Source organism: Planktothrix sp. PLAVEN19ND (assembly GCF_057220675.1).
Window position 1 is genome coordinate 5,106,565 of sequence record NZ_CM170132.1, and the last position, 24,029, is coordinate 5,130,593.

The following is a 24,029-nucleotide window of genomic DNA, read 5'->3' on the forward strand; positions in this document are numbered from 1 at the left end:
AGTAACCCCTAAAACAGATGAAGCCATCAAAATTAATCGTTGCTCGACAGAACAGTTTGCTTGTCAACAGAGAGAAGTAGCGGAACTCTAAGATGTAGAGTCACAGTTTCACGGTTATTTAACCCTAGCTTGTTCAAGACGCGGGAACTTGACTCAAAATCAGCCTTGACAACAAATCATTGTCGTGGATCAATTTTTTTAGCCCGCTTGCCTCTCCTCACACCTAAGAAGAATAAATCAACTGTATAGGGTTAACGACTGGTACGCTGAACGGTTCACCGAATGAACAGATTAACAAATTTATTTGTTATTGTGTAGACCCTATCATTAAAGTTTTAACAAATTACATGAACTTTTGTAAAGTTTGTTGAATTTAAAGCTCAGGGCTGAGAATTCAGAAAGTTGATCGGGATGCGATCGCCCACTTTCACACCCAATTCCTGAGATCGTCCGCCCCGGAGTTCGATCACCCGATTCACCGGAACATTAGGGCCATAGGTAGGACAGGGTTCCTGTTCACAGGGGAGAGCATTAACCTGAATGGCCTTCACCACATCATCCCGCAGAAAAATCATATCTAGGGGAATTTTGCAGTTTTTCATCCAAAACCCCACAACCCGAGGTTGAGCAAAGGGAAATAGCATTCCCCGATCATCAGCCAGATCGGTTCTATACATTAAGCCTAATGCTTGCTGTTGGGGTGTTTTAGCTACTTCAAGCTGAATAAGTTCACCCCCAATTTTAGCCTTTGCCGTAATGGGTAACATTTGACCCCCATGCTCTTGAGTTCCTATAGGAGACTGAGAAACCGCAGTTCCTAGGCTCAAAGATTGTGCTGTTGAAACCGATGACAACAAGGGTGAACAGCTAACGCATAATACACCGACCATTCCTAAGCCCGTGGAAACTAAGGCTTTTGGGATAGAAGCCCGGAGCAAACCTGCCCTCAATCCAACTAACAGTTCAAGGTTCAACGTTCTTAGAAAATTTGTATCCTCAGCGACAAAAAATTGTACAGCATCTTAGACGATTTTGATATTTTTTTATTTATTCTTCCGAATTCAGCCATCTCTGAGGACATATCCCACCCCTCGAACGGTTTGAATTAGGCGTTTTTCTCCTTCGTCTTCAATTTTGAGTCGTAAATAACGAATGTAAACTTCTATCACATTGGACTCTCCCAGAAAGTCGTAACCCCAAACATTCTCTAAAATTTGTTCCCTGGTTAATACTTCTCGCGGATGTTCCATCAAATATTTGAGTAACTCATACTCCTTCATCGTTAGATCAATAGTTCTACCATTGCGTAGCGCCCTTCTGGTGGCTAAATCTAAGACTAATTCCCCAAACCGTAATTGTTCGTTACTGCTAGTTGCAGGTTGCAAATAGAGATTTACCAGTTCTAAAAAAGTTTCCGACCGATAGGGTTTTAAAAAATAGTCATCTGCCCCTGACTCTAAACAGGCAATCCGATCTTCTATGGCATCTTTTGCCATTAAAACTAACAAAGGTATCCGGCTGCCCAAATCGCGTAAATGACTACAAACAGAAAGCCCCGACTCACCTCCCAATAGTCGATCAATTACTATTAATGCAGGTTGTAATTCGTTTGCTTGATGTAACCCGGCAGTGCCGTTATTAACCACAATCGGATAATAACCCGCTTCTTCTAAATCTAGGCTAATCTGTTGAGCTAACAGTTCATCTGGCTCAATAACTAAGATCGAAGGATGCTGTTCTAACCCCAACTTATTCATTTATTTATTTATTTTGATCAAAACATTTAAAACTGTTCTAACACACTTCTCCTTCCCCTAGTCCCCCCACCTCCCCGTAGATCCTGTCGTCAAGGGATAGCGATCGCACTTTAGGGATGAGGCGTAATGGCAATAACTGTGATTACTCCTTTGTCCGGGCCATAATACCAAAAAACTCGAAACGCTGCTGGGGTTTTGTTTTCGACGTAAGCCTCAAATATTTCTTCCTGATTAGGGCCTGATAATGTGTCGTATTTATGAGTTTTCAAGCTGGGATGGCGTAAATTAGTTGCCATCAATCCAAGTGTTTTCAGCACTTTATTGTATTTTTTGGCATCGAGTTCTTGAAGATTAATTAAGCTATCTCTAGCTGATGAAGAAAATTCTATCCGAAAATTTATCAATCTTCAATCTCCAAATCAGCATACTCAGAAAAGTCACCCAAATCCTGTACTTCACCTTTAGCTGCTTGGGCGAGGCCGCACTTGACTGACGCTAATGCTTGGGGGTTTTGCCACAACCACTGTTCGCGATCAGGTATATTGGTTATTGGGTCTAATAAAATTTGTCCGGCTTCGTTGACCAGAACGCGATACTCTGTTGACTTGGGTTCGAGGTTTAAACTGAGGCATCCTTGTGGATCTGTGCTGATTGAGTTTTTCAAAATCCAAAACATATCTTTCAGCTATTATAAAATTAGGTAAAACTCCTTGGGGTAGAGTTTTATTCAATTGTAACACATTAGATATTGTCAGTCTATTCTAATTTTAAGGGCGATCGCGTACAAACGATCAGCAGTCCAAGTTTCACTACATATTATCACTACCTACTTTTTTATTCTTCCTCCGAAATCTAAAATGCAGAATCGCACGTCGCAAGGCTCGTTCTGATTCCCAGTAATAAGGAGCTTGAAATATCTCTTTAGGCTCAGGAACTTCTGATAAAATATTAATAACCTCAAATCCTTCATTCTCCGCTATTGCAATAATCTGTCTTCTAACGGAGTCTTTTTGTGTAAAAAATGGTAATTGTCGTCCCGTATGAGAACGATCAGGAAGTCCCAAAACTAATTGTCCATCATCTTTCAAGGCATTGATTATAGCTTTAAAAGCATCTTGATACAGCTTGGCTAAATCTTCTATTTTCTCTTTTATGTTAAGTCCATAAGGAGGATCTGTCACAATAAGGTTGTATGAATCTTCTTCAATATCTCGCACATCTCTCTTTTTAATTTGAGAGGTATTATCTTTAAACTTTTCTTCTAAAAATTTATAACCAATCGAACAACCATAAGAATAGGTATCTAAAAATGTCAAAACAGGTTGCTTCTGATCGTTATTCTGGTTAAACTCTTCTCGACTTCTGAGTTTATGTAATTCACGCAGTCTGGATATCAAACTTATTAATTCTTTGGTGTAAGCATTTCTCCACTCTTTTCGTTTTTCTTGACTCATTAACCGCGTTTCAGGCTTGAGCAGTAGCTCTCCTGTTCTTTTTTCCAAAATAACCGTGTGACGAATTACCGTTCTCAATGTTATATAGAATAGTATTCTATATAAAAATATAGCCTCTTCATCTTCATTAAATATGTTGTTTTTGGGCTTGTACAAATCATTAACTATATCCTGTGTCCATTGGCATCTACTTCCATACTTCTCATGTTCTCGTTCGGGGATGAGTTCAAAATAACCAAGTTTAAAAGCCTCTCGCCAAGCTGTTAAAATCTCACAAACAGTCTGACGAATTTCATTATCATCTTTGGGGTAATTGCTATACCAGACTGGCTTTTTATTATCCTTTTTTAACTTCTCATTCTCTTCATTATCTTTTTCTATATCCTTAATAAATTTTTCCCAATCTGTCTGAACAGATGATTTTTTTCCCTGTTCTTTTCCGTTTAAATAATTAACTATATCCTCTGAATCTATTTTTGTATCAAATATGGTTAATACCTTAACCAGTAAATTTAGTTTAATCCCTAACTTATTAAGATTTTCACAAGATGAACTAAAAATTTTGTGGCAAAAAAACTGAAAATCTGCTCAAAATCCTCAGAGAAAAACCTTGCTTGCTCGTTTTCGATCGCGCCGAAACACTTTTGAAAACCGGAGAGGCAAAAACTGCTGGTTATTTCGCCGACAATTGTGCCGAATATGCTTGGTTATTCAAACAACTATTAGAAACAGAACATCAAAGCAAAATCCTATTTACCAGTCGTGAAAGTTTAGCGGAATTACCGCCAACTCTTACCCGTGAAATCCTGCTAAATGGACTCAATCAAGATGCAGCAATTACCTTATTACAATCTTTTAATCTAACAGGGAATGAAGAAGAATTAGCCGAATTATCAGCCCGCTATCAAGGATATCCTAAAGCCTTGCAACTGGTAGCCACCTTAATTCGGGATGATGCTGAATTTCAAGGAAATGTAGGTAAATTTTTACAGGATAGAGACTGGTTATTAATCCGAGATATCGAAAAGTTAATTGATGAAATGATAGCGCGTCTTAGTGAAATAGAGCAAACTTGTCTGAGCCGAATTTCTGTCTATCAAACTTCAGAATATCCTTTATCTTTTGCTGCAATTTCTACTCAAATGCCAGAAGTAGGTAAATATGAACTCAAAGAAAATATTATCCTGGCTCTCAAGCGTCGGCAATTGCTATATTATGATTACCAACATGAATCCTATCAACTGCATCCGCTAGTCCAAGAAAAAGGCGATCGCTTATTGAATCAAAACTCTGAAAATGTTAGTATAGCCCATCGTCAAGCTTATAGTTATTATATTAATATTCCGCTCAAACCTAAATCTGAATGGCAAAATATTGAGGATATTAAACCACTAATCAGGGCGCACTATCATGCGTCTCAGGCAGAAGATTTAGACGCAGCAAAGGCGATAATTGCTGAAGTGTGCGAGGTTATTGATTGGGTGGGGGGTTTTATCAATATATTTGCCACCCACCGAGCAATGCTCACTATCCCAGTTAGACTGTTGACTGTTGCGCAGCCAGAGGAAACAAACGTGCAAGCCAAAGACTAAGAAACATAAAGGAACAGAAAAGTTTTCTCCCTTCTCCCCTACTCCCCCCGCTCCCCCCGCCTCCCCTACCCCCTACCTACGGCAACTCCACAGAAGTCGGTTTGGCAATATGCGGCAGTCCCCAGCCCAATTTTTCTCGGAGAACTTGAAAAAATTCCGGGGGTTGAAGCCTAATAAATTTGGCATGATAGGGCGATCGCTGAACTTTGACCTGATATTCTGGAAGGACATAACAACCGCCATTTCCATCCACCACCATCACCAACTGATTCGGACTCGCCGGATAAATGATCACGGGTTCTTTTTCCCCATAAATCAAAGCCCGAGAAGCCAAAGAATGGGGACAGATGGGCAGTAACTGTAACACTTCCACCCCGGGAGTCACCACCGCCCCCCCTGCTGATAAGGAATAGGCCGTTGAACCCGTGGGAGTGGAAATAATCACCCCATCAGCGGCAATATCCACCGGAGCATGACGACCAATTTTAATTTCAAAATGACACATACAGGTCATGGGTTCCCGGTGTAACACCATTTCATTCAGACACAGCGCTTCCCATAGCACTTGCTCTGACTGACACACCTCCACCGCAATCATGGTACGGTTTTCAATAATATAGTTGCCGTCGATCACTTGTTCCAAGACCGCAGGCAGTTGATTCAGATAGGTTTCGGTTAAAAACCCCATGTGACCCGTATTCACCGCCAACAGAGGAATTCCATGGGGTGCCAGTTGACGAGAGGCCGAGAGAACCGTACCATCCCCACCCAGAACAATAGTAAACATCATCTCCCGATCAAAATCAGGAGGGGCAAGTTGATCTATAGGAATCCGATGTAAAGGATTTGGCCCCATGGAATAGCCTAATATCCCCCCGGTTCCGGGTGCAGTACAAACCTTGAATCCTTGCCCTGTCAGCTTATCTTTGATCTCGGTAGCAGCACGACAAGCGGTGGGTTTGGAGTCATTATAAATAATCCCTACTTTTGGCACGCGACGTCTTCTTAAAATTGAGTTTAAACAGAGTCAGGGTCTATCTCAGAACTGGAATTTCCATCCCAATTCTGAGCAGACACAAAAATTTAGCTATAGTTAAAGCATACTCTGTCTTTGGGCGATTGCATTCAGTTAGAGGGGCTTGAAGGGATTGCTTCTTTTTTTGCGTTTTTTCAGTTTTTCCTGTTCATATTCGAGTTCTTTCAGTTTTTTCATAATTCGACTAAAGTATTCCTGCATATAGGTTTCTAAGGTGCTGATTTCCTTGGGGTCGATGCCAAAAACTTGATAGGTTTCATCCATTGAGGCTTGCAGGGATTGACCATTGGCTAAAACCTCGGCAAAGGCTAGACGGTCGGAGACATTCCAACTCCACTGAAACCAGCGCGTGATCTGACGGAATAGACGCAGGACTTGGGTGGGGGTACGGGTAATTTTAGCTTCTTTACCCGAAAGCCGTTCACACAAACGAATAATTTCCTCGGCTGTCCAGGCTTTGGAACCGACGATGGGAAAACTTCTATTCTCAGTTTCAGCAACGGATAGGGCCTTAACCGCAAATTTAGCGACATCGATGGTGTCCATATAGGCAACGGCAGAACTTAACCCGGGTACCAAAACCGCTTGTTTATCCAAAATTGGAATGGCATATTGACTAATTAACCCTTGAAAAAATCCACAGGGCTTTAAAATGGTGTAATTTAAACCGGACTCGGCTAAAAATAGTTCGGTACAGCGCTTGATTTCTAATAAAGGGACTTGAGGATATTTCTCGGCATCTAAAAAGGAAAAAAAGATAAACCTTTCCACTCCCGCTTCCTTGGCGGCTTGAATCAGAGAAACTTTCCCTTTCCAGTCTATTTGTTTAATCCCGAGGGAATCCGTAGGACGCGCCGTAGCTGCGTCGATGACGGCCGTTACTCCTTCTAGGGCAGATTTTAAGGTTTCAGGGTCACATAAATCCCCAGGAACGAGTTCGGCCCCCCATTCTTTTAAAAATGCGGCTTTGCGGTAACTGCGTGCTAAACAGCGCACGGTATAACCCTCATCAATGGCGCGACGCACCACCTGTCTCCCCAATGTGCCAGTCCCACCAACAATTAATAAAGTCATGAATATGAGTCTGAAGATTAAAGTTTGTTAAGTATGCTATCAAATATTCTCTCATTTTTTTACAAAACTTTACAAATTTTTGAGGGTTGACCCTGTAGATCCTTTCATAATATGATCAAATCCTTACCCCTAAATCGTGATTTTTTCAAGTCTTGAAACGCTTTTTGTATAGAATCCCTTGAATCCGATGGGAAAACTGGAGTATAATAAGAACACAGGTTTTCATTGAACTTACAGGATATTAACTATGACACTTCGACTTGGGGATACCGTCCCTAACTTTACTCAAGCGTCTTCTGAAGGCGATATCAGCTTTTATGATTGGGCTGGGGATAGCTGGGTGGTGTTATTTTCTCACCCTGCCGATTATACTCCCGTTTGTACAACGGAATTGGGAACTGTTGCTAAGTTAAAACCCGAATTCGACAAACGCAACGTTAAAGTTATTGCTTTGAGTGTAGATGATACCGAATCCCATAAAGGTTGGATTCAAGATATTAACGAAACCCAAAATACGATTGTTAATTACCCCATTTTAGCGGATGGCGATCGCAAAGTATCCGAATTGTACGACATGATTCATCCCAACGCTAATGCCACCCTGACCGTGCGGAGTGTCTTCATCATTGACCCTAACAAAAAACTGCGTCTGAGCTTCACCTATCCCCCCAGCACCGGACGCAACTTTGATGAAATTCTGCGGGTGATTGATTCTCTCCAACTAACTGACCACTACAGCGTTGCTACTCCCGCCGACTGGAAGGATGGGGGAGATTGTGTAATTGTCCCTTCCCTGAAAGACCCAGAAGTCTTAAAAGAGAAGTTCCCCAAAGGTTATCAAGAAGTTAAACCCTATTTACGTCTGACTCCTCAACCCAATAAATAAAACCATCTTCAACAAAAAACCCGGTTTTACCAAGCCGGGTTTTTTGCATTAGTCCTGTTAATCTTTAAAATAAAAGAAACCCATTACTAAATTTTAACTAGGACGTTGCTCATGGACATCAAAAACGGTTTTGTTGGCACAATTGGTAATACACCTTTAATTCGATTAAATAGTTTCAGCGATGAAACTGGCTGCGAAATTTTAGGGAAAGCAGAATTTTTAAATCCCGGCGGGTCTGTGAAAGATCGGGCGGCTTTATATATTATTAAAGATGCAGAAGCAAAAGGATTACTTAAACCCGGTGGAACCGTTGTAGAAGGAACCGCAGGCAATACTGGGATTGGATTAGCTCATATTTGTAATGCTAAGGGTTACAAATGTTTAATTATTATTCCCGATACTCAATCTCCTGAGAAAATGGAAGCATTAAGAACATTAGGGGCAGAAGTTCGTCCGGTTCCGGCTGTTCCTTATAAAGACCCCAATAATTATGTTAAATTATCGGGACGTTTGGCTTCAGAAATGGAAAATGCCGTGTGGGCAAATCAATTTGATAATTTAGCCAATCGGATTGCCCATTATGAGACAACGGGGCCAGAAATTTGGCAACAAACCGATGGTAAAGTTGATGCTTGGGTGGCTGCCACCGGAACCGGAGGAACGTTTGCGGGGGTTTCGCTGTTTTTAAAAGAGAAAAATCCTCAGATTAAAACCGTTGTAGCTGACCCGATGGGCAGTGGTTTATATAGTTATGTGAAAACCGGAGAAATTAGCCTTCAGGGTAATTCCATTACAGAGGGTATTGGGAATAGTCGAATCACGGCAAATATGCAGGATGTTCCGATTGATGATGCTATTTTAGTAGACGATCAAGAAGCAGTGCGGGTGGTTTATCAACTATTAAGAAAAGATGGTTTGTTTATGGGGGGTTCCGTTGGCATTAATGTGGCAGCGGCGGTAGCTTTAGCGAAAGAAATGGGGCCAGGTCATACAATTGTAACGGTTTTATGTGATGGGGGCGCTCGCTATCAATCTAAATTGTTTAATCAACAATGGTTGCAGGAAAGAAATCTCTGGCCGAATAATTTAGATTAGAAAACCTAACGAGAGACTGCCTGAAATCGGGTTTCTGGAACAATCTTTGTATCATAACCCAGATTTAACCAAGAAACCCGATTTCTGATTCTCCTGTTGGGTACTTGCAGATATTTGGATGCTTCGGGATATTGTGGATTTATTTATTAATAAAGGGCTTGAAGAAATATGCGATCGCTTCCCGATAAACAACAATATTTTTCAGTTTCCCGATATACTAAAAAGAGAATTTCAACCAGACTACCTCTTTTGAACCCATGACATCCTCTAAATGGCAATTAGGTCTTGTTGCCTTCAGTCTAACCAGTGCCTCTATCTCCGTTCAAGCTCAAGTCATCCCTGATGCGACCTTACCCATCAATTCTGCCGTCACTCAAGAACAAAACCGTTTTCAAATCGACGGCGGAACACCTGCGGGAACCAATCTGTTTCATAGTTTCGGTGAGTTTTCCTTACCAACGGGTACGGAAGCATTTTTCAATAATTCCACGGAAATTGTAAATATTATTACTCGTGTGACGGGTGGAGGGGTTTCTAACCTAGATGGACTGATTCGAGCCAATGGGATTGCTAACTTATTTTTAATTAACCCGAACGGGATTGTTTTTGGCCCCAATGCTCGCCTTGAGATTGGGGGTTCGTTTTTGGGTAGCACGGCTGAAAGTCTTTTATTCAATGATGGTAGCGAATTTAGTGCCACTAATCCCCAGGCTCCACCCCTACTGACGATTAATGTTCCCATCGGCTTGCAATATGGGTCAAATCCAGCCAGTATTGTTGTCCAAGCTTCTCAAGCATCAACAGAGGAAGGTGAGGGAGGGCTACGAGTCGGGACAGGAAAAGCGTTAAGTCTAGTCGGAGGCTCACTCAAGTTAGATAATGCCTTTTTACTGGCCCCCGGTGGTCGAATTGAATTAGGAAGTCTTGCAGAATCGGGAATTGTAGGATTAAGTCCAGAGGGCCATTTGAGTTTTCCCAGTGGAGTGAGCCGAGCGGATATTCTGCTGACCAATGGTACAGAAGTTACTGTTCGGGGTGAAATGGGGGGTGATATTGCTGTAACGACTGGAAATCTGACATTACAAGAAAGTTCAACCCTCAAAGCGGGAATTGCAGCCGGAATGGGTTCTCCTGATGCTCAAGCGGGAGACATAGACATCAACGCCACAAACAACGTCACGATCATCGGCCCAGATAGCTTTATCTCAAATGCTATCCTAGATGATGCCATGGGTAATGGTGGCGACCTCAGAATCTCCACAGGTACTTTAACGGTGTTGAATGGAGGCCAAATTTTCGCAGCAACTTTGGGAAAAGGGAATGTAGGGGATATTGAGATTAATGTGCGTGATACGGCAAGATTTGATGGTGCAGCAAGGGAAAATGAAAACTCTAGCGCAGCTTTAAATCTAGTATATGGAATGGGTCAAGGAGGAAACATTTCTCTCACCGCAGGTACTTTAACCCTCACTAATGGTGCAGCAATACAAGCAAGTACCTTTGGTCATGGAAATGCAGGTAATATTATCCTTAATATTCGTGACCGGGCAACCTTTGATGGTTCGCGTTGGGACGGTTTTAGCACTGGGGTTTACAGTCGTAGCGAAACCAGTGAAACGGTTGGTGATGGTGGCGATATTAGTTTGAGTGCTGGGTCAGTTTTTGTGACCAATGGTGCAGTAATTACGGGGAGTACAGAAGGGCGGGGTAATGGGGGAAATATTAACCTCTTTGTCCAAGATCAAACTGTTTTAGATGGTTTGGAACCGATTATAGAAAAGGACGACCTTAAACTATCAAGTGGTCTTTTCAGTACCGTCAAGGAAACCGGAGTCGGAACAGCCGGAAATATTAATGTTTTGACAGGATCTTTATCTATTACAAATGGTGCAATTATTATTACTAGAACTGATGGACAAGGAAGGGCCGGAAATATTCTTGTGAATGCCCAAAATTTTGTCTCGGTTTCAGGATTTGGATTGGATTATTCTGGTAGTGGTTTATTTGCTCACACTGAACCTGAAGCCGTTGGAGATGCCGGAGATATTGTCATTAACACTCCCTCGTTTCAAATTTCCCAAGGTGCTGTTGTCAATGCTCGGACTTCTAATAATAGCAAGGGTGGTAATATTGTCATTAATACAGATCGATTTGAAGCGTTGACAGGTGGACAATTATTGACTTTTGCCAAAGGTCAGGGTCAAGCGGGTAACATCACAATTAATGCCACTGAAGGGATTTTTCTTTCGGGTAGTGATCCGACATTTTTTGAACGCCAACGTTTCTTTAATACTATTGTTATTGGCGATAATCAAAGTCCTGCCAGTGCTATCTATGCTAACACGGGGGAAAAATCAACAGGTGGAGGGGGTAGTTTAAATCTTCAAGCCGATAGTATTATTCTTAAAGATGGAGCAGAAATATCTGTTACGTCCAATGGTTCAGGAGCTTCTGGAAACTTAAATATTTTGGCTCCAACTATTAGATTAGATAATAGTCAATTCACGGCTGAAACCAATGCTGGTAATTTTGGTAACATCGATATTCAAACCGAGGATATTCGCTTGCGAAATAACAGCAATATTACAACAAATGCTCAGGGTTCTGCTCGTAGCGGTAATATTGTTATCAATACGGAAAAAATAACGGCTTTAGAAAATAGCGATATTACAGCTAATTCAGTACAGGGAAATGGCGGACGAGTTGTGATTAATGCTCAAGGAATCTTTGGAACAAGTTTTCGACAACAACAAAATCCGAGAACCAGCGATATTACAGCAACCAGTGATTTAGGGTCAGAATTTAACGGTACAGTTGAGCTTAATCTTCCAATTGTTGATCCTGCTTCTGGGTTAACTAATTTACAGGAAAAGTTTGTCAATGCAGAAACATTAATCGATCAAAGGTGTCTCCCAGGAAATACCAAACTGAGTAGTTTTATTATTACTGGAACTGGTGGTTTACCCTTAAATCCTACCACCGAACCCCTGAGTTCTGATCAAGGTTGGGTTGATCGTCGGTTTTCATCTCAACAAATTTACCCTAATCCTCAAGTAAAGTCAAGAAATATTGTAGAAGCACAAGGTTGGATCATTCATGAAAATGGTATGGTTGAATTAGTCGCTGAAATTACTAATTCCCGTCCCAATTCTTCATCTATTCCTGTTCCTTCTTGTCCTGAAATATAGCAATCTTCAATAGTCCCTTGACTTTTATTGAGTCCTAGATCCCCCCTAACCCCCCTTGGAAAAGGGGGAACCGGATTCAAAATCTCGATTAGAAAGCGGAGATTGGAGTTCAAAGTCCCCTTTTTTTAAGGGGGATTTAGGGGGATATAATCTATTATATAATCAGTAGTTTCTTGACTTTTATTGAGTCCTAGATCCCCCCTAACCCCCCTTGGAAAAGGGGGAACCGGATTCAAAATCTCGATTAGAAAGCGGAGATTGGAGTTCAAAGTCCCCTTTTTTTAAGGGGGATTTAGGGGGATATAATCTATTATGTAATCAATAGTTTCTTGACTTTTATTGAGTCCTGGATCCCCCCTAGCCCCCCTTGGAAAAGGGGGAACCGGATTCAAAGTCTCCATTGGAAAGCGGAGATTGGAGTTCAAAGTCCCCTTTTTTTAAGGGGGATTTAGGGGGATATAATCTATTATATAATCAGTAGTTTCTTGACTTTTATTGAGTCCTAGATCCCCCCTAGCCCCCCTTGGAAAAGGGGGAACCGGATTCAAAGTCTCCATTAGAAAGCGGAGATTGGAGTTCAAAGTCCCCCTTTTTTAAGGGGGATTTAGGGGGATATAATCTATTATATAATCAGTAGTTTCTTGACTTTTATTAAGTCCTAGATCCCCCCTAACCCCCCTTGGAAAAGGGGGAACCGGATTCAAAGTCTCCATTGGAAAGCGGAGATTGGAGTTCAAAGTCCCCTTTTTTTAAGGGGGATTTAGGGGGATATAATCTATTATATAATCAGTAGTTTCTTGACTTTTATTAAGTCCTAGATCCCCCCTAACCCCCCTTGGAAAAGGGGGAACCGGATTCAAAATCTCGATTAGAAAGGGAGGAATTGGAGTTCAAAGTCCCCCTTTTTTAAGGGGGATTTAGGGGGATATAATCTATTATGTAATCAGTAGTCCCTTGACTTTTATTAAGTCCTAGATCCCCCCTAGCCCACCTTGGAAAAGGGGGAACCGGATTCAAAATCTCGATTAGAAAGGGAGGAATTGGAGTTCAAAGTCCCCCTTTTTTAAGGGGGATTTAGGGGGATATAATCTATTATATAATCAGTAGTTTCTTGACTTTTATTGAGTCCTAGATCCCCCCTAGCCCCCCTTGGAAAAGGGGGAACCGGATTCAAAGTCTCCATTAGAAAGCGGAGATTGGAGTTCAAAGTCCCCCTTTTTTTAAGGGGGATTTAGGGGGATATAATCTATTATGTAATCAGTAGTCCCTTGACTTTTATTAAGTCCTAGATCCCCCCTAGCCCACCTTGGAAAAGGGGGAACCGGATTCAAAGTCTCCATTGGAAAGCGGAGATTGGAGTTCAAAGTCCCCCTTTTTTAAGGGGGATTTAGGGGGATCTGATCTATTATATAATCAGTAGTTTCTTAACTTTTATTAAGTCCTATTTATGAAATCTATCTTTTACAAATTTAAGTTTCTTTTATTCATATTACTAGGACTAACTTTAATCTTAATTTTAAATCTAGTTAAACCTCGGGTTGGATTAACGTCAACTCCCTTACACCTAGAAGCGCAACACCTCACACAACAAGGACATCAACAGTTAAATTTAGGTCAAGCTGAAATGGCTTTAGAAACCTGGAAAAAAGCCAATCAACTTTATACTAAATTATCGGATCATGAAGGAATTATCGGAAGTCAAATTAATCAAAGTCTGGCGTTACAAGCACTGGGAAATAATTATCAAGCTTGTTTAATTTTACTCCCAGCACTTGAAATTAAAAATAATAACCAAATTTGTCAGAGAGGAGGAGAAGAAACAGAAGATTTTTCTCAACTTCAGGGAACAATGATACAAGGAATTGCTTTACAGAATCTAGGGGATATTCTTCGCAAATTAGGAAAGTTAGATTTATCCTATACAACCTTAGAAAAAAGTCTAAAAATTGCTGAATCTTTTCATAAAACTGAGCAGGTTAATGGAATTATACTCAGTTTAGCCAATACCGAACACGCTCAATATCAACAAAAATATGATTTATACAAAAGAACTGAGTTATCTCAGAATCTAAAAAATGCGATCGCCCAAGCAGAAATAGCCCTAAAACACTATCAACAAGTCGCAACTCAAGCAGAAAACTCTCTCCCAGTTAAAGCTAATCTAAATCAACTCAATTTACGTCTGGAATTAAAAGCTGCGTTAAGTAAATTTGTCAATGAAGATAATCTCAATATTCAAAAAATAATTAACCAAAATCAGGAACAAATCTCTACTATTTCTGAAGCATTTATTAAAGATTTATCTATCTTTTCAAACTTTTCAGCTATTCAAGAAATTTATGCTCAATTAAAATTGGCTCAAATTTTTAGCCAGTTGGAAACCCAAGAATATTTCGATACAGCTTGGAACATCACTGCATCTGCTCTGGAAAAAGCCAATGAAATTGATAACAAAAGATCTCAATCCTATGCTTTAGGACTGTTAGGAAAATTATCTCAACAGAAAAATCAACCTTTAGATGCTCAAAGATTAACTCAATCTGGTTTAAGTTTAGCTCGCTCCATTCACGCTTGGGATATTGTTTATCAGTTTGATTATCAGTTAGGACAAATTTATGAAACCCAGGGACAAGTTGAAAAAGCGTTAAGTTTCTATCAAGATTCCCTGGAAATATTAAAAAAAGTTCGTCCTAATGTTCTGGTTTCAGAATTAGATAATCAATTATCTTTCCTAGAAAAAATTAAGCCAATTTATGAAAGCTATATCTATTTACAACTTCAAACTCCCACACCGGAAACATTGCAAAATGTAACTCAAGTTATCTCTGAATTTCAACAAATTGAACTGGAAAATTTTCTACAATGTAATACTCTGGAAAAACAATCTTTAGACAGAACAGTTCCGGTTATTTATATGTTAGTCTTGGAAACAAAAAATCAAGTTGCTATCATTGTTCAGGGAACTAAACCATTTGAGTATCAACTTTATCGGACTAACTGGGAAATGGTAAAAGTTGCTATTAATAAATTACAAGATACTTTGCAACAAGGAGAATTTAGAAGTAGTGCTTCCCAAAATTGGTTAGATGCTAATACTCTCAAATTATATCAGCTTTTAATTCAACCCCTTGAACAATTTTTACCCCCTCAAGGAACATTAGTATTGGTTTTAGATAGTTTATTACAGGGGATTCCCTTCTCGATTCTCAAAGATGAGCAAAACCATTATTTAATTGAAAAATATACTTTAGCTTTTAATTTAGGTTTTCTCCTCAAACCCTCTCATCCTTTATTTAAGCAACCTTCAAAATCTTTACTAATTGGTTTAACTCAAGCTAATCAAGATTTTAAACCTTTAAAAAATGTTAAATATGAAATTGAAAATATTAAATCTAAAGTAATTTCCAGCCAAGTGTTATTAGATCAGGATTTTACCCGAAAAAACTTGACTTCACAATTCAATCAATCGCATTTTTCCGGCTTACATATTGCGACCCACGGCGATTTTAGTTCCGATCCCAATCAAACATTTATTCTCGCCTATGATGATAAGATCTATTTGAAAGAATTAGATCAATTACTCAGAAACAGAAATGAACAAAATTTTACTCCGATTGAATTAATGGTTTTGAGCGCTTGTCAAACTGCCGCCGGAGACCGTCGCGCTAGTTTAGGGTTAGCGGGTGTTGCTATTCAAGCTGGGGCGGAAACTGTAGTGGCGAGTCTGTGGAATGTTAGCGATCGCTCTACTGCTTTACTCATGGGTTTATTCTATCAAAATTTGAGCAATCCTAACCTAACAAAAGCAGAAGCTTTACATCAAGCTCAAATCGAATTACTTAATAATAAGAAATATAAGGATTTTAATTCTCCCTATTATTGGGGAGCTTTTATATTAGTGGGAAATCGACTTTAACTGTGTTACATTCGGGATTCAGATCCCCCCTAACCCCCCTTAGAAAAGGGGGGGAATTAGAGTTCAAAGTCCCCCTTTTTTAAGGGGGATTTAGGGGGATATAATCTATTATGTAATCAGTAGTCCCTTGACTTTTATTAAGTCCTAGATCCCCCCCAACCCCCTTAGAAAAGGGGGTAACTAGAGTTGAAAGTCCCCCTTTTTAAGGGGGATTTAGGGGGATCTAATCTATTCTGTAATCAGTAGTCCCTTGACTTTTATTAAGCCCTAGATCCCCCCTAACCCCCCTTAGAAAAGGGGGGGAATTAGAGTTCAAAGTCCCCCTTTTTTAGGGGGATTTAGAGGGATCTAACTTTAAAAACAGTTATCCCGACTTTGGAGTTAGAAATATCAGTTTCAACAGTTAGTTTATATTCTTCTCCCGGCTGTAAAGATGGATTAAAGGGATAATCAATTGTAATCACTCCTTTTTCATCGGGTGTAACTGTTTTTGCTTCTATTGTTCTTTCTCCTATCCCTTCTGAACTTCCACTATAAACCAGACGAACAATATAATTTGTTGCGCCTTCAACCGCATACCAAGAAAATTCCGGTCTATCACTTTCTAAAGTAGAATAATTCTTAGGACTAACAATTGTTGGAGTATTTTTATCCTCTGGATTTCGGGGAGAATCTTCTATACAACCCTGGGGATTTTTACAGTCATTGGGTGATGTTTCTTGGGCAGTAGTCTTCTGAGCTAAAGGATAAGATAACTGATTTTCTGGAGCGGCTTGAATTAATTCACTTCTTGTCAATACAATAAAAATTAAACTCAACAAAGTTACTGCTATTTTGAGTTTCATAGAATTTGTCTAGCCTCTTTTAAACGTTGACGGGCGATCGTTTGCCAGATTCTAACCTCTATTCTATCCTGAGAGTCAGCTTTTAAACAAGCCTTCCATTCTTCTAAAGATTCAGTTTTCTGATTTTTAGCTTCTAACACCTGAGCTAATAAACAATGGCTATCTCGGCGTTTTTCATCGAGTTTAATCGCTTTTCGTAAATTCTTTTCAGCCTGAATATACTCAGTTTTCATCCAATAAGCCCAGCCTAAATTCTTATGTAAAGCTGCTTGAACATTAGCTCGATCTGTTTTTTTTAACCCCTCTGAACTTAATTGAATTGCTGTTGCTGGATCACCCTTTAAAATTTGTAAACGAGCCAAGCTATTCTGAGCATAAACCCCAACGGATTGATCAGACTGCATTGCTAATTTATACTCGATTTCCGCCTGTTGAAAATCCCCTGAATCATCATATAATTTTCCTAAATTATAATGAGCAACATAATTTTTAGAATCAATATCTAGTGCTTTTTGATAATTTTTTTGAGCGCATTCAAAATCATTTTTTTTGTTACAAATTAATCCCAGATTATTGTATACTTTAGCAGCATTTTTATTAAAAATCAAGGCTTTTTCAAGATAAAATTTAGCTTGGGTAGAGTCTCCTTTTTCAAGAAATTCTACGCTTTTCTGATAATAATAATTAGCAATAGGTGTTTTAACTAAATAAAAGATGATACTTCCTGTTATACTTAAAGTGATCGAAAGGGCAAAGAAAACTTTAAATTGATCAGACTGAATAACTTGATGGGTAAAACGTTCAATTTGCTTACGGCGTAAATTATAGGGAGTTAAATCTTTTAAAATTTCTCTAGCATTATGGGGTCTATTATAGGATTCTAGTTCCATTAACCTATCAATATAATCAGCAAAAGCACTAGAGATTTTAGGAGCTTTATTTCGCCAAATCAGTTGACCCGTTTTGGAATCTTTGGGAAGTTCTAGGGGAGATATTCCGGTGAGTAAATGAACAAATGTACGCCCCAAAGCAAAAAAATCTGATTGTAGTACCGCCTGTCCATTCATCTGTTCTGGGGGAGAATAACCCCCGGAAATAACGGTGGTAACATTGCTTAAATTGATTTTTGCTAAATGGGTCACTGTCATTTCCCTAACAGTTCCAAAGTCAATTAAGGCTAAACTATGATCGGGTTTACAAATAATATTAGCAGGCTTAATATCTCGATGAAAAAATTTTTTTTGGTGTAAAATTTCTAAAATTTCACAAATTTGTCTTAACCACTTTAAAGCTAAATTTTCTGAAATACTACCATGGCTACTCAACCAAGTTTCTAAATTTTCCCCGGCAATTTTTTCCATGACCAAACAGTAAAGCCGACGAGAACTTCCGGTAGGTTTAATCTTAAAAAATCCGCCTCTCTCAACTTTAGGAATGCCCGGATGATCCAAATCTCTTAAAATTGAGGCTTCTCGAAAAAAGAGATCTACCAGTTCAGGATCATCATATTTTAAGACTTTCATAACTTTGGAATGTCCTTGATCATCTATTTCAAAGATATCCGTTGAATATCGAGGATCAAGGGTTCGTAAAGGTTTCAACAAGCGATAACGTCCTTGCAATAGTAGAGGAGTTTCGCAGGATTGACAAAACTGCAAGGAATTGGGGTTTTTACGCGATTTACATTCAGGGTTAATACAGTAGTTCACACATTTATTTGATATTTATAAACCAGACAATTGCTGCTGTTTGATATACTTTTGGATTAGGGGTTGTAAGCTAAATAGGACTTCATTACCCGGTTGATGTTGGATTTTTTCAACCAGCGATCGCCCCAACAAAGATTCCAAAGGTTCCAAGATTTTAGATAAACTTAAAAAATTAGATAATTTTTCTTGTAAATCCTTCAGAGATAGGGGTTTATCAGCTTCAGATAAACAAAATAAAATCTGTTTTTGGGTATCGGAAAGGCGATCGAATTGAGGATCTAAAATTTCTTTAAATCCTTCAGTAAGTACAATAGTACCGTATTTCAAAAACCCCCCAATTTCTCCTTGAAAAATATCCATAATCATCAGAGATAATAACTTTAAAGCCAAGGGATTTCCGCCATAATAATGCACCAGTTCTTGCCAATTATTTGCGGTTCCTTTTAAACCCTGTTCTTGTAAAAGTTGCTCTACTTCTTCGGCATTGAGACCTTCGAGAAAAAACTGATGAACTTGAGAGGATAATTGGGCAGATAAACTAATTTCTCTGATTTTTTCCTGGCTAATGACCACTAAACAACTTTGATGTTGACTTTCCCCAACGACTTCAAAAAATAGTCCGTAGTCGTCATATCCAGGAATATATTTTCCTGAACTGCCACTTTGCAAAATCTGTTCCGCATCATCGAGAATAATTAGACAGGGAGAGGAATTAAGCTGTTTTATAAGTAGGGATATTTTGCCTTCTGTAGACTCAGGAATATCAATTTCATGGTTCAGAAATTCTAGCAGTTCTGTTAGCAGATCGGATAGGGAAGGTGTGTTTTTGAGCGATCGCCAAAATAAACAATAAGACTGATTTTGCAGAATTTGACCGAGTTTAACTATTAAGCTAGTTTTACCGATCCCACCCATACCTTGTATGGCTAAAAGTCTACATTGTTGTTGTAATATCTGGTTTTTTAGCAGAGTTAGTTGTTGTTGGCGTCCATGAAACCCAGAGAGTTTAGGCGCTTCACCCCAATCATTTTTGAAGATGTTGGTATTTGAGGTGGTGTCAGGTAAAACAGTCTGATATTCCTGGTAACGAGACATCAGTAATTTTTGCAGTTTCGCCAGTTTTACCGGGCCCCTTCCTTCGATTTCAAACTTATCATAGACTTGGCTCAGGCGCTGGCGTACTGCTGAAGCCTGAATTTGAATGTGTTCAGCAATCTCTGGAATATCATAACCTTGGGTGATCAAAGCCATGACTTCCCATTCCGATCGGGAAATTTTGCGTTGTTTGGCTTCCTGCCGTAGAAACGCTTCCAGTTTTAAATCAGTTTTTTCCATCATTCTTATCCTGTTCTAACTTCTATCCCGGAACCTTGGTGATGATTATAACCTTTCTTGTCGGCCACTGTTTGTATTTGGCTAATTATATCTGATTCATGTCAGTTCACTTCGGTTTAGAAGCTAAAAAATCTTGATAGTTTTTAACCGCTTGGGGCTCAGAGGGAACAGCTTTTTTCATTAAAATTACCCCATCTCTAAAATCAATAATCCCGTATTCTCGATTAGCAGTTAACTGTTCAATTCGTTGGGTAATTTCTTTGAAAGCATCGCGATCGCCTGAAAACGCAATCCCATATTTTTTTAATTGCCATAAATCCGCTAAAATATACTCAACAGAAACTACCTCCCCCGCATCATTCCTTAACTGATATAACGGAAATCTTAATACCTCTCGGCGACTGGACAAATGGGGTACAATATAGGTCGTGGTAGCAACACTGGCATCGGGGGGAATGGCATCTATTAATGGTCTAAATTGGGCAATATGAGACCATTGGGTGGTAACGGGAATATAAACCCAAGGATCAACCGAATCAGGAATAATAAAATAGAGGCTACGATGGGGATTGGATGTGAAACTAAAGAATAACGATAACCCAATACAAAATAACCAAAATCGACGGAATTTGACCGAAGGTAAAGCCACCTTGACTCCCAAAATTTCTCCTGATTCGGGGTTTAATTGTAGGTCAGACTGTTCTTGTAACTGTTTTTGACGATTTGACCACCATAAAATTGTGCCATAAAATAACCCAGGAACCACCGTTAGGGCATAACGAATCGTAATCGATAATACCGATTCTCCCTTAGCCATAAATAGTTTTAATAAAGGAAAACCCGCAATCATCCAAGAAGCGGGGGCAATAGCGGGAATAAAAGCCAAGGGCAACCACTGACCTAATAAATATTTTAATGTTCCCCCAAAAGGAGTAAAAATTTCCATGATTAATCTTCCGGGATTACTAATAATTCCCCAAAGAATTTCTAAGGTTGAAGCTTTATCTCCATCGGCATATTGACCAAACCTTTCCATCATAAACCGTTCGGAAATATCAGCCGAAAATAGGGGCATGATTAAATTAGTTAGGGCTAAAATATAACCAAAACTCAGTAGACAAACGATCAAACCCTGAATGGGATGACGTTTACTCAAAATTAGGTAAACCCCAACCCCAAATAAAATAATCCCTGAATCCTCCCGCACCATTAAAATTAAAACGGCACAGATCCAAAATAGCCACCACCAGCGTTTTTCCATCGCTAGTAGCGCAGTGAACATAAATAAAGGAATTTGACAGATATCATGGAAATTGCTCAGGGTGGGGCCGATAACCGCATTAGCCCCATAAAAGCTGACACTGATTAAAGCAGCCAAAGGGGGTTCCAAATGCTGACGAGCTAGGAGATATAACACCAGTCCCGCGACGGTAATTAATGTTACTTGTAATATCGAGAGGGTAACCGGGGAAGGAAACAGCGCGTAAAGGGGTAACCAAAGTAATAAAGCTGGGGTGAAATGCTGTCCTAAACGATGGTAACTAACACTGGGAAACTCCCCCTGGTGGACAACATTGGTGGATAGGGCAGAAGACAGGGAACTTTGAAAAAAACGCCCGTGAGCACCATTCCAAAAGACTTGATTAAAAATGCCCTGGTCATAGGAGGCATAAAAACTAAAGTAACGGTGTAGAGTTAGGCTTAAACAAATGATAAAAAATGCGATCGCCACTCCTACGACCCATTTCAACGACGAATTTTTCTGCCAGTTTTGCCCGCTTAGGAACATTTGGGATCTACCTAAATTTTTTCAACAGCTATCAAGACCCCCATACACTCAAGAGGGGTGAGGGACATCAAATTACAATCACGCAATAGTCTACCATTCTCTTTCGGAGTTTCCCCGATCCCCAAAAAAAATCAAATCTAAAGAAGATATTAAATTACACTATAAATAAATGCAGTTGCCCATGTACTATCCTTCTTCCTTCAGAGACGGTGAAAATAGTTTACCGCACCTGCTCAAAACCCATGAAATGCAGGCCTTTCCCGAGAAACAGTCCCCTTCCCCAGAAGTCCCCTTGCAACTTCTTTTATTTGTTGATCAGCGTCCTAGCTCCCAAGAAAGAATTCGGCGAATTCGTGATTTCCTAGAGGAGTTAAATACTCAAGATGAATTTGAACTTCAGATTATTGATGTCGGTGAACAGCCCTATTTGGCTGAACATTTTAAACTGATAGCCACACCCACCCTAATCAAAATTCACCCCGAACCTCGGCAGGTGCTCGCGGGTAGTGATTTAGTGGCTCAACTGGAACACTGGTGGCTACGTTGGAAACAAACGACGGATTTATTGGAGTTGGATGAACAACATTCTGGTTCTCCCGCCTCTCATTTTGCCAATTCGGTGGCCCATGTCGCTGAGTTAATTCAACTCAGTGACGAGATATTTCACCTCCAACAAGAAAAGGAACTTTTACAGCAACAATTACAGTTTAAAGATCGGATTATTGAAATTCTAGCCCATGATTTGCGGAGTCCTTTAACCGCGACTTCCTTAGCCATAGAAACTTTATCTTCTGAGCAAATTACTCCGGCTTTGAAGCTGCGTTTAATTCAACAAGCTCGCGCTCAAATTCAGATTATTGATCGGATGATTACGGATATTTTACAAACATCAAATAGTCCTAATATTCGTTTGCAAATTCAACCGAATCAGTTAGAATTAACGACTTTTCTACAGCAAATTTTAGCGGAGTTAGACTCACAATTTCAGTCTAAATCGTTGAATCTGAAAACCGATATTCCCCATGATACCCCTTGGGTTTATGCTGATCCAGAACGAATTCGGCAAGTGATTGTTAATTTATTAGATAATGCAATTAAATATACTCCCCGGGGCGGAACCCTGGAAGTGAGTGTGTTACACCGCACCAGTCAAAAGGTACAGGTGAGTATTGCCGATAGTGGGCCAGGAATTCCTGAAGAAAATCGCGATCGCATTTTTCAAGAGGGTTTTCGTTTAGCCAGGGATGAAGGTCAGGATGGTTATGGTATTGGTTTATCCCTATGCAAAAAAATTATTGTTGCTCACTACGGAAATATCTGGGTCGATTCTAGTTCCACCCGAGGCAGTTGTTTTCACTTTACCTTACCAGTTTATTATTAAGGATAAGAGTTTGACCTAGGGATTATTTCTCAAGGCCGCAATAATTTTTTCATTGGCTTTGGGAAAGGGAAATTGATCAATTTCATCTAAGGTAACCCAGCGAATTTCATCACATTCTAAAGGCTGGGGTTCTCCACCCAAATAACGACAGTGATAGACATTTAAAGTGACTTTAAAATTGGTATAGGCGTGTTCAATGGTCATTAAATGATCTTCGACTTCGATTTCAATAGCTAATTCTTCTTTAATTTCCCGTTTAATACAATCTTCCAGGGTTTCCCCCAGTTCTAATTTTCCTCCGGGAAATTCCCACAGTCCCCCTAATGAACGCTCAGCACGTCGTTTATCAATTAAAATTTGTTTTTGATGATTCCAGATCACACCAACACCAATAATTTTATGGGGTAAGGGAGAGGACGTTTCAAGCATAGGATAGATAATAATTTACTTAAATGAACAATACAAAAATTTGGCAAACTCAAGATTCAGCTTGCCAAAATTTGAAACATTTTGTATTCATAGAATGGCACATAATCAAGGATAATAACTATTCTTGAGGGGCTTTTTCAATACCTGGGACAGATCTTTCAAATGCCATTCTTTGTTCAGCATTGCGAAGAAAATAGCCACTAATCATTGCCGACGCTAATAACCGTCCTAAATGTTCACGACTGGTTGTGACCGTAATCCCAAAATGTTCGGAGGGTAAATTGCCCAATAGTCCTATTATATTCCGCTCCATAACTTGGAAGACTTCCGACGAATTAGGTTTAGAAAGTTGGGAAACGGTATCGGGACTCATGGATTGGACATATTGCCACAGGAGGTTCCCCATTTCTCCGGTTTCTTCCTGAAAAAATTCTGAATTGCGGTTAGATCGGTCGTTCATCTTTCTTCCCCCTTATACAAGAGTTTCAGTGGATCTCAATCTAAATCAAATGTTGATCTCTACACTCTAATCTAGCAGGATGT

Annotated in this window: 19 protein-coding genes; 6 read left to right on the plus strand and 13 right to left on the minus strand. The window is 39.7% G+C overall.

Features of this window, described 5'->3' with window-relative positions; genetic code table 11:
- Positions 1–380: 380 nt before the first annotated feature.
- From AC2D3N_RS21935 to AC2D3N_RS21955, 5 genes are all read right to left on the minus strand, one after another.
- Positions 381–974 (minus strand): DUF192 domain-containing protein, encoded by a 594-nt coding sequence (locus AC2D3N_RS21935; RefSeq protein WP_484692142.1) that lies wholly within the window; start codon positions 972–974, stop codon positions 381–383.
- Positions 975–1,061: 87 nt separating this feature from the next.
- A complete protein-coding gene (gene nblR, locus AC2D3N_RS21940; RefSeq protein WP_079678101.1) occupies positions 1,062–1,757 on the minus strand; it encodes a response regulator transcription factor NblR in 696 nt (231 codons plus the stop codon).
- A gap of 110 nt (positions 1,758–1,867) precedes the next feature.
- On the minus strand, positions 1,868–2,161 hold the full coding sequence (locus AC2D3N_RS21945; RefSeq protein WP_484692143.1) for a hypothetical protein: 294 nt from the start codon (positions 2,159–2,161) through the stop codon (positions 1,868–1,870).
- Positions 2,158–2,433, minus strand: coding sequence for a hypothetical protein (locus AC2D3N_RS21950; protein WP_484692144.1), 276 nt, complete (start codon positions 2,431–2,433; stop codon positions 2,158–2,160). The genes AC2D3N_RS21945 and AC2D3N_RS21950 overlap by 4 nt, the downstream gene beginning before the upstream one ends.
- 133 nt (positions 2,434–2,566) lie before the next feature.
- Entirely contained in the window at positions 2,567–3,259 is a 693-nt protein-coding gene (locus tag AC2D3N_RS21955; RefSeq protein ID WP_484692145.1) for a TRM11 family methyltransferase, read from the minus strand.
- Positions 3,260–3,825: 566 nt separating this feature from the next.
- Between AC2D3N_RS21955 and AC2D3N_RS21960 the strand changes: the two genes are divergently transcribed.
- On the plus strand, positions 3,826–4,803 hold the full coding sequence (locus tag AC2D3N_RS21960) for a hypothetical protein (RefSeq protein ID WP_484692146.1): 978 nt from the start codon (positions 3,826–3,828) through the stop codon (positions 4,801–4,803).
- Positions 4,804–4,879: 76 nt separating this feature from the next.
- On the opposite strand, the gene AC2D3N_RS21965 is transcribed toward AC2D3N_RS21960, so the two are convergent.
- Both AC2D3N_RS21965 and AC2D3N_RS21970 read right to left on the minus strand, forming a co-directional pair.
- Positions 4,880–5,797 carry an NAD(+) kinase gene (locus tag AC2D3N_RS21965; RefSeq protein WP_484692147.1) on the minus strand — a complete coding sequence of 306 codons (918 nt, stop codon included), beginning with the start codon at positions 5,795–5,797 and terminating at the stop codon, positions 4,880–4,882.
- Positions 5,798–5,932: 135 nt separating this feature from the next.
- Positions 5,933–6,913, minus strand: a complete 981-nt coding sequence (locus tag AC2D3N_RS21970; protein ID WP_079678091.1) for an SDR family oxidoreductase — start codon at positions 6,911–6,913, stop codon at positions 5,933–5,935.
- Between the two features lie 247 nt (positions 6,914–7,160).
- Between AC2D3N_RS21970 and AC2D3N_RS21975 the strand changes: the two genes are divergently transcribed.
- From AC2D3N_RS21975 to AC2D3N_RS21990, 4 genes are all read left to right on the plus strand, one after another.
- Positions 7,161–7,799, plus strand: coding sequence for a peroxiredoxin (locus tag AC2D3N_RS21975; protein ID WP_079678090.1), 639 nt, complete (start codon positions 7,161–7,163; stop codon positions 7,797–7,799).
- Positions 7,800–7,910: 111 nt separating this feature from the next.
- On the plus strand, positions 7,911–8,894 hold the full coding sequence (locus AC2D3N_RS21980) for a cysteine synthase A (protein ID WP_079678089.1): 984 nt from the start codon (positions 7,911–7,913) through the stop codon (positions 8,892–8,894).
- Between the two features lie 257 nt (positions 8,895–9,151).
- Entirely contained in the window at positions 9,152–12,082 is a 2,931-nt protein-coding gene (locus tag AC2D3N_RS21985) for a two-partner secretion domain-containing protein (RefSeq protein ID WP_484692148.1), read from the plus strand.
- A 1,447-nt stretch (positions 12,083–13,529) separates the two neighbouring features.
- Positions 13,530–15,998: a CHAT domain-containing protein gene (locus tag AC2D3N_RS21990; protein ID WP_484692149.1), complete on the plus strand. Its 2,469-nt coding sequence runs from the start codon at positions 13,530–13,532 to the stop codon at positions 15,996–15,998.
- Between the two features lie 338 nt (positions 15,999–16,336).
- On the opposite strand, the gene AC2D3N_RS21995 is transcribed toward AC2D3N_RS21990, so the two are convergent.
- From AC2D3N_RS21995 to AC2D3N_RS22010, 4 genes are all read right to left on the minus strand, one after another.
- Entirely contained in the window at positions 16,337–16,843 is a 507-nt protein-coding gene (locus AC2D3N_RS21995) for a hypothetical protein (protein WP_484692150.1), read from the minus strand.
- Positions 16,840–18,552 (minus strand): protein kinase domain-containing protein, encoded by a 1,713-nt coding sequence (locus AC2D3N_RS22000; RefSeq protein ID WP_484692151.1) that lies wholly within the window; start codon positions 18,550–18,552, stop codon positions 16,840–16,842. The genes AC2D3N_RS21995 and AC2D3N_RS22000 overlap by 4 nt, the downstream gene beginning before the upstream one ends.
- Before the next feature lie 15 nt (positions 18,553–18,567).
- Entirely contained in the window at positions 18,568–19,890 is a 1,323-nt protein-coding gene (locus AC2D3N_RS22005) for a helix-turn-helix transcriptional regulator (RefSeq protein WP_484692152.1), read from the minus strand.
- A 103-nt stretch (positions 19,891–19,993) separates the two neighbouring features.
- Entirely contained in the window at positions 19,994–21,676 is a 1,683-nt protein-coding gene (locus AC2D3N_RS22010; RefSeq protein ID WP_484692153.1) for a DUF2079 domain-containing protein, read from the minus strand.
- Between the two features lie 247 nt (positions 21,677–21,923).
- Here AC2D3N_RS22010 and AC2D3N_RS22015 point away from each other — a divergent pair, with 247 nt between their 5' ends.
- Positions 21,924–23,057 (plus strand): histidine kinase, encoded by a 1,134-nt coding sequence (locus AC2D3N_RS22015; RefSeq protein WP_484693783.1) that lies wholly within the window; start codon positions 21,924–21,926, stop codon positions 23,055–23,057.
- A gap of 15 nt (positions 23,058–23,072) precedes the next feature.
- On the opposite strand, the gene mutT is transcribed toward AC2D3N_RS22015, so the two are convergent.
- Both mutT and AC2D3N_RS22025 read right to left on the minus strand, forming a co-directional pair.
- A complete protein-coding gene (gene mutT, locus AC2D3N_RS22020) occupies positions 23,073–23,486 on the minus strand; it encodes an 8-oxo-dGTP diphosphatase MutT (RefSeq protein WP_484692154.1) in 414 nt (137 codons plus the stop codon).
- Positions 23,487–23,604: 118 nt separating this feature from the next.
- On the minus strand, positions 23,605–23,946 hold the full coding sequence (locus AC2D3N_RS22025; RefSeq protein ID WP_079678081.1) for a DUF760 domain-containing protein: 342 nt from the start codon (positions 23,944–23,946) through the stop codon (positions 23,605–23,607).
- Between the last annotated feature and the right edge of the window lie 83 nt (positions 23,947–24,029).

Excerpts from the sequence above, each read along its gene's own strand:
- AC2D3N_RS22010 (WP_484692153.1), bottom strand. The coding sequence starts at position 21,676 with ATGTTCCTAAGCGGGCAAAACTGGCAGAAAAATTCGTCGTTGAAATGG.
- AC2D3N_RS21950 (WP_484692144.1), bottom strand. The coding sequence starts at position 2,433 with ATGTTTTGGATTTTGAAAAACTCAATCAGCACAGATCCACAAGGATGC.
- AC2D3N_RS21980 (WP_079678089.1), top strand. The coding sequence starts at position 7,911 with ATGGACATCAAAAACGGTTTTGTTGGCACAATTGGTAATACACCTTTA.
- AC2D3N_RS21970 (WP_079678091.1), bottom strand. The coding sequence starts at position 6,913 with ATGACTTTATTAATTGTTGGTGGGACTGGCACATTGGGGAGACAGGTG.
- AC2D3N_RS21975 (WP_079678090.1), top strand. The coding sequence starts at position 7,161 with ATGACACTTCGACTTGGGGATACCGTCCCTAACTTTACTCAAGCGTCT.
- AC2D3N_RS22025 (WP_079678081.1), bottom strand. The coding sequence starts at position 23,946 with ATGAACGACCGATCTAACCGCAATTCAGAATTTTTTCAGGAAGAAACC.
- AC2D3N_RS21985 (WP_484692148.1), top strand. The coding sequence starts at position 9,152 with ATGACATCCTCTAAATGGCAATTAGGTCTTGTTGCCTTCAGTCTAACC.
- AC2D3N_RS21990 (WP_484692149.1), top strand. The coding sequence starts at position 13,530 with ATGAAATCTATCTTTTACAAATTTAAGTTTCTTTTATTCATATTACTA.
- AC2D3N_RS22005 (WP_484692152.1), bottom strand. The coding sequence starts at position 19,890 with ATGATGGAAAAAACTGATTTAAAACTGGAAGCGTTTCTACGGCAGGAA.
- nblR (WP_079678101.1), bottom strand. The coding sequence starts at position 1,757 with ATGAATAAGTTGGGGTTAGAACAGCATCCTTCGATCTTAGTTATTGAG.
- AC2D3N_RS22015 (WP_484693783.1), top strand. The coding sequence starts at position 21,924 with ATGCAGGCCTTTCCCGAGAAACAGTCCCCTTCCCCAGAAGTCCCCTTG.
- AC2D3N_RS21995 (WP_484692150.1), bottom strand. The coding sequence starts at position 16,843 with ATGAAACTCAAAATAGCAGTAACTTTGTTGAGTTTAATTTTTATTGTA.
- mutT (WP_484692154.1), bottom strand. The coding sequence starts at position 23,486 with ATGCTTGAAACGTCCTCTCCCTTACCCCATAAAATTATTGGTGTTGGT.